This window comes from Desulfovibrio sp. DV (assembly GCF_001936595.1).
GTDB lineage: Bacteria > Desulfobacterota > Desulfovibrionia > Desulfovibrionales > Desulfovibrionaceae > Solidesulfovibrio.
Map to the genome: position 1 here is coordinate 23,394 of NZ_MLBG01000056.1, position 6,280 is coordinate 29,673.

Sequence of the window (6,280 nt, forward strand, 5' to 3'; positions counted from 1 at the left end):
ACCAACACCCGCACCGCCGTTCCGGTTTGGCTGCCGATTCTTGCCGGAGGCAGTGCCGGGAGAGCCCATCGCCGGCAGGAGGGCGCATCTGTTCCCTTGCCATTCCCGGTTTGCGTCACCATAATGCCACCAAGGCCCCGGCGCATCCGCCAGCCAGGACCGCTTTTAAGGAGTCATCATGCCCTTCGATGCCGACAAGTATACTAAATTATTGAACAAAAAGCTCGACGCCCTGTCAAAGAAAACCGTCCTGCCGGCTTCCATGCTGGCTTTGGTGGCTGCCACGGCCAGGGCGCAGCTTGCGGCCAGGGTGACAGAGTCTGTGACGATCGATCCCGGGATGCTTGAAGACATCGAACGGGTGCTGCGCGGCGCGCCTATGCTGGCCCGCGACGCCTTTCCCGTGGACATGGCCCGGATGGAGGCTCTTTTTGACGAGTTGTCCGGATTTGTCCGGAACAATGAAACCCATCTGGCCGAGGCCATGGACGTCATTGCCGCAGCCCGGCAGACCGGCGACCTCGATCTGGCCAAGGCCGTGCGCCAGCATCTGGTCGGCGACGACAGCTTTTTTGCGGCCTTTGGCGAACGGACGCCGGGTGCGCCCCGGCTGCTCAATTTTCTCGTCCAGGCAGCCCTGGCCCCCCGGCTGGCGGCCGTGGGCGAGGCGGTCCAGGCCCATTTTCCCGCCGACCGCTCCTGGGAGTTCGGCCAATGCCCGGCCTGCGCCAGCCCGCCGCTCATGGCCCGGCTTGTGGGCAAGGAAGGGGCCAGGCATCTGACCTGCTCCTTTTGCCAACTCGAATACCGGGCCAGACGCCTCATGTGCCCGTATTGCGGCGAGGAAGACACCAAGAAGCTCGAGGTCTTTTCCGCAGCCGAAGAGCCGGGGTATTTCGTGCATGTCTGCCTGACCTGCAAATGCTATATCAAAACCACGGATTTCCGGGAGTTCGACCGGGCCAGCATCCCGGTCCTGGACGACCTGGAATCCCTGACCCTGGACATGGCGGCCCGGGGACAGGGGTATAACCGGCCGGTGCTGTCGGCCTGGGGGTTTTAATGCTTGATGCGCCCCTGACCCGACCCGTGGCCTGCCGCCGCTACCGCAACGGCAGGTTTTCCGACATCACCGACGATGTGGCCACGGAAATAAGGGTCACCCTGACGGTGGCCGGCGTGGGGAAAAAAACGCTCTATGCCGCGCCGCTTGACCCGGAAGTGCTGGTCCTTGGCCATGCCGCCCTGGATATGCTGCCGGCGGGGCAGATTCCGGTCGTGACCGCGGCCGAGGGTCTGTTTTTTGATCTGGACGTCCGGCCCGACACGCGCCCGGCCCCGGATACGGCCCTGCCCCGAGGGCTGCCGGCTGCCGAACTGCTTGGCCTGATGCGCCGGTTTATCGCCGAGGCCGGGCTTTGGGACGATACCGGCTGCTTTCACCGGGCAGCGCTTTACGATACCGGGACCGGCGAATTTGTCGTGCGGGCCGAGGACATCGGCCGGCACAACTGCCTGGACCGGCTGGCCGGATACGGCCTGCGCCTGGGGCTTTGCCTGCCGGAATTGATCCTGTTTCTTTCCTGCCGGGTGACCGCCAGCATGATGCACAAGGCGCTGCGGGCCGGCATCCGCATGGTGGTGAGCCGCTCGGCCGTGACCGGGGCAGCCCTGACCGCAGCCCAGGAGGCCGGTATCACCCTGATCGGCTTTGCCAGGGACGCCGAGGAGCGCTTCACGGTTTTTACCGACCCAAGCGGCAGGGTCGGGTTATGACCCAGGCCGGGCCGACGCCTCTTGGCGTTATCCTGGCCGGCGGCAAAAGCAGTCGCATGGGCCGGGATAAAGCCTGGCTGACTTTTTTCGGCCAGCCGCTCTTTCGCCGGGTGGCCGACACCCTGGCCGCCGTCACCGGCGAGGTGCTGGTGTCCGGGCGCGACCCGTTGCCTTTCGGGCTTGCCGTCCCCTGGGTGGCCGACGAAACTCCTGAACTCGGGCCGGCCGGCGGGGTGTTGTCCGTCCTTGCCGCCACGGGCCGGCCGTGCCTGGTCGTGTCGTGCGATCTGCCCTTTTTGGACGAGGCCACCCTGGTCCGGCTGATTGCCGCCTGGAGCGCGCGGCCACCCACGACCCTTATGACCACCTACCGCATTGTCGAGACCGGGTTTGTGGAATCCCTGGTCGCGATCTACGATCCGGCCGGGGTCGAGGTGCTGCGCCGCTGCCTGCTTATGGGCCAGCGCCGGCTCTCGGCCATTTTCCCCGAAGCCCTACGCTGCCATGTCGACTATAGCCGGGAGGACCCTGCTGCGGTCCGGGCCTTTTTCAACGTCAATTCGCCGCCGGACCTTATCCGGGCCCGAGGCATGGAGGAGGGGATATGACCGGCAATGCCGCCGTACTGCGCGACGGACGGGGCCGCGAGGTGAGCTACCTGCGCCTTTCCGTCACCGATCGCTGCAACCTCGCCTGCATGTACTGCCGCCCCAAGGGCAGCATCACCTTCATTCCCCATGACAAGATCCTGCGCTACGAGGAACTGCTCGACCTCGTGGCCCTGGCCCGGGACATGGGCATCACCAAGGTCCGGCTCACCGGCGGCGAACCCTTTGCCCGGCGCGATTTCATGGCCTTTGTCGCCTCGATCCGCACCCGGTTTCCCGAAGTGGACCTGCGCATCACCACCAACGCCACCCTGCTGGCCGGTTATCCGGCCGCCCTGGCCGACCTTGGCGTGCGCGCCGTCAACATCTCCTTAGATACCCTTGACCGGGAAAAATTTGAGCGCATCACCGGCCACGACCGGCTGGATGCCGTGCGCCGGGCCTTGGATGAGTGCCTGGCTGCCGGACTGCGGGTGAAAATAAACGCCGTGGCCCTTCGCGGCATCAACACCGTGGAAATCCCGGATTTCGTGGCCATGGCCAAGGCCGCGCCCATCGATGTGCGTTTCATTGAATTCATGCCGGTTGGCGACGGCAATCTGTGGCGGCCGGAAAACTACATCTCGGCCCGGGATGTGCTCTCCATGGCCGCCCGCACGGCCGAACTCGTGCCCGACGACCACGACCGGGCCGCCGGCGGTCCGGCGAAGATGCACCGCATTGTGGACGGGGCCGGTCGGTTCGGCGTCATTTCGCCGTTAAGCGAGCATTTCTGCGACAGTTGCAATCGCCTGCGCATCACGGCCGACGGCAAGCTTCGCACCTGCCTTTTTTCCGAGCGCGAGTACCGGCTGCGTCCCATCCTGCGAAATCCCGTCCTGGGCCTGCCCAAGGTCCGCCAGATCATTGCCATGGCCCTTCGCACCAAGCCGCTTGGCTACGAGGTCTTAAACCCCGGAGGCACGTCCAAGGCCAGGGACATGTCGGCCATCGGCGGCTAGGCCATCTTCCGGCATGGCTCTTGATCTGACGCGGCATCTCCGGACGGAGGAGAGCGCCCGCAAATTCCTGGAGCGCCATTGCTGGCCCGAGGGGCATCCCGTGTGCCCCCGGTGCGGCCTGGGCAAGGCCTATATCCTGGCCGAGGGACGGGTGCGCTGCGCCGGTTGCCGCTACACCTTTCATGCCCTGTCCGGCCGGTTTGCCGGCCTGGCTGGCCTCACACCGCGCCAGTGGCTGCGCCTGCTGACCCTTTTTGCCGCCGATGAAACCGCCCACGCCATGGCCGCCGCCTTGACCTTGGCCTACAACACCGCCTACAAGGCCGCCACTGTCGTGCGCCTGTCCATCCTGGCCGCCAGCCTTGACGGCCTGGAGATTCTCAAAAGCCCGCTTGGCGCGGAACTTGGTTCGGCCGCCCGCACCATGCGCCCCAACGGTCCCGACGAACCCCTGGCCGCCATCCCGGTCTTCGGCATTCTGGAACGCGGCGGCATGGTGTTTGTCGACTATCTGCCGACCCTTGCTCCACAAGACCTGCTGCATTTCAACCGCAACTTCTCCCTGCCCCTGTCGCGCCTGGGGGCCATTGTCTATTCCGACCGCTACCTGCGTTACGACGCCCTGGTCGCCTGCGGCTCGGAGCTGCTCAACCGCCGGCTGGTCGAGGTTGCCGGCCGGGCCCCGGCCGTGGACCCGCGGCAGACCGGGTTTTGGCCCTACGCCAGGGAGCGGCTGATCCGCTTCCATGGTGTCACGGCCCGAAAATTTCCGCTCTATTTGAAGGAGCTGGAGTTCCGCTACAACCATCGTGACCAGGATATCCTGCCGATTTTACTCGCCAACATCGCCTCGCTAGTGCCAGATCTTAACTAATACGTTTTCCTTTGACCGCGTGCAGCCCGCTTTTTAGATAAAGAGTGATTCTTTGTTCGGAAGTCTATGTTATTTTTAACTTATGCTAAATTTAGCATAAACATACGGGTCAAAGCCCGGCGCCGCAAGCCTGGCGGCGGGATTGTGATGAACGCCTAGCGGCAAGGAGACGGATCATGGAGTGGAACCGGCGAGAGTTCCTGAAAATTGCTGGCGCGACGACAGCTGTGACCGCTTTTGGCGGGCTCGGCTTCGATCTGAAGCCGGCCTATGCTGAGGGGCAGGCGGCCAAGCTCAAATTCACCAAGCAGACCACGTCGGTGTGCTGCTACTGTTCGGTGGGTTGCGGGCTGATTGCCAGCACGGACAAGGACGGCAAAGGGAAGGTGGTCAACATCGAGGGCGACCCCGACCATCCGATCAACGAGGGAGCGCTGTGTCCCAAGGGTGCGTCCCACTACCAGCTTGGAAAAAACGACCGCCGCATCCTCAAGGTCATGTACCGTGCCCCGTACAGTGAAAACTGGGAAGAGAAATCCTGGGACTGGGCGCTTGACCGCATTGCCCGCAAGGTCAAGGAAGCCCGCGACGGCAGCTTCACGACCAAGGACAGCAAGGGCCGGGTGGTCAACCGCTGCGAAGGCATCGCCTCGGTCGGTTCGGCCGCCATGGACAACGAAGAATGCTGGATCTACCAGGCCATGCTCCGGGCCATGGGGCTCAGTTACATCGAGCATCAGGCCCGTATCTGACACAGCGCAACTGTAGCGGCTCTGGCAGAGTCGTTCGGACGCGGGGCGATGACGAACCACTGGATCGACATCGTCAACTCAGATTGCATTTTCATTATCGGCAGCAACGCCGCCGAGAACCATCCCATCTCGTTTAAGTGGGTGCTTCGGGCCAAGGACAAGGGCGCGACTATGATCCACGTGGATCCGCGCTACACCCGCACCTCCCAACATGCCGACGTGTTTGCCCGGCTCCGGTCCGGCTCCGATATTCCTTTCTTCGGCGGCCTTATCCGGTACATCCTGGCCAACAACCTGATCTTTAAAGATTACGTCGTCAATTACACCAATGCCTCGTTTATCCTGGGCGACAAGTACGACTTCAAGGACGGCCTGTTCAGCGGCTTTGACGCCGAGAAGCGCGTCTATGACAAGTCGGCCTGGAGCTTTGCCAAGGACGACCAGGGACGCATCAAGAAGGATCCGACCCTCAAGGATCCCCGCTGCGTCTACCAGATCATGAAGGCCCATTACGACCGTTATGACCTGAAGTCGGTTTCGGCCATCACCGGCACGCCGGTGGCCGATCTGCAGAAGGTCTACCAGACCTACGCCGCCACGGGCAAACCGGAAAAGTCCGGCACCATGCTCTACGCCATGGGCCAGACCCAGCACACCGTTGGCGTGCAGAACATCCGCGCCATGTCCATCATCCAGCTGCTGCTTGGCAACATGGGTGTGGCCGGCGGCGGCATCAACGCCCTGCGCGGCGAAGCCAACGTCCAGGGCTCCACCGACCAGGGGCTTCTCTTCCACATCCTGCCCGGTTACATCCCCACCCCGACGGCGGCGATGCAGACGCTTAAGGAATACAACGAGAAGAACACCCCGGTCACCAAGGAGCCGCAAAGCGCCAACTGGTGGGGAAATCGGCCCAAATACCTGTCGAGCTTCATCAAGTCGATGTATCCCAACCAGGATCTCGACACCGGCTATTCCTACCTGCCCAAGCTCGAGCCGGGCAAGGACTACTCCTGGCTGTCGCTGTTTGACGTCATGCTTGGCGGCGCCTTCAAGGGCTTTTTCGCCTGGGGCCAGAATCCGGCCGCCAGCACCGCCAACTCCAACAAGACCCGCGAGGCCATGACCAAGCTCGACTGGATGGTCACGGTCAACATGTTCGAGACCGAGACGGGTTCCTTCTGGAAGGGCCCGGGCATGGACCCCAAGAAGATCAAGACCGAGGTCTTCTACCTGCCCTGCGCCGTGTCCTTTGAAAAAGAAGGCTCC

6 protein-coding genes are annotated in these 6,280 nt (G+C 63.3%); all 6 read left to right on the forward strand.

The genetic code is table 11. From position 1 onward, the window contains the following. Positions 1-178: 178 nt before the first annotated feature. On the forward strand, positions 179-1,063 hold the full coding sequence (locus tag DVDV_RS13040; RefSeq protein ID WP_075355086.1) for a formate dehydrogenase accessory protein FdhE: 885 nt from the start codon (positions 179-181) through the stop codon (positions 1,061-1,063). Then, a complete protein-coding gene (locus DVDV_RS13045; RefSeq protein WP_075355087.1) occupies positions 1,063-1,776 on the forward strand; it encodes a formate dehydrogenase accessory sulfurtransferase FdhD in 714 nt (237 codons plus the stop codon). The genes DVDV_RS13040 and DVDV_RS13045 overlap by 1 nt, the downstream gene beginning before the upstream one ends. Then, entirely contained in the window at positions 1,773-2,384 is a 612-nt protein-coding gene (locus tag DVDV_RS13050) for a molybdenum cofactor guanylyltransferase (protein ID WP_075355088.1), read from the forward strand. Before DVDV_RS13045 ends, DVDV_RS13050 begins: the two co-directional genes overlap by 4 nt. Continuing rightward, positions 2,381-3,385, forward strand: a complete 1,005-nt coding sequence (gene moaA / locus DVDV_RS13055; protein WP_075355089.1) for a GTP 3',8-cyclase MoaA — start codon at positions 2,381-2,383, stop codon at positions 3,383-3,385. Before DVDV_RS13050 ends, moaA begins: the two co-directional genes overlap by 4 nt. A gap of 13 nt (positions 3,386-3,398) precedes the next feature. Then, positions 3,399-4,259 (forward strand): transposase, encoded by an 861-nt coding sequence (locus DVDV_RS13060; RefSeq protein ID WP_075355090.1) that lies wholly within the window; start codon positions 3,399-3,401, stop codon positions 4,257-4,259. A gap of 176 nt (positions 4,260-4,435) precedes the next feature. Continuing rightward, positions 4,436-6,280 (forward strand): formate dehydrogenase-N subunit alpha (fdnG, locus tag DVDV_RS13070; RefSeq protein WP_139311616.1); only part of this gene is annotated, 1,845 nt, incomplete at its 3' end.

What these genes read in the sequence shown, in the direction of transcription:
- DVDV_RS13045 (WP_075355087.1), top strand. Translation starts at nt 1,063, where the DNA reads ATGCTTGATGCGCCCCTGACCCGACCCGTGGCCTGCCGCCGCTACCGC.
- moaA (WP_075355089.1), top strand. Translation starts at nt 2,381, where the DNA reads ATGACCGGCAATGCCGCCGTACTGCGCGACGGACGGGGCCGCGAGGTG.
- DVDV_RS13050 (WP_075355088.1), top strand. Translation starts at nt 1,773, where the DNA reads ATGACCCAGGCCGGGCCGACGCCTCTTGGCGTTATCCTGGCCGGCGGC.
- DVDV_RS13040 (WP_075355086.1), top strand. Translation starts at nt 179, where the DNA reads ATGCCCTTCGATGCCGACAAGTATACTAAATTATTGAACAAAAAGCTC.
- DVDV_RS13060 (WP_075355090.1), top strand. Translation starts at nt 3,399, where the DNA reads ATGGCTCTTGATCTGACGCGGCATCTCCGGACGGAGGAGAGCGCCCGC.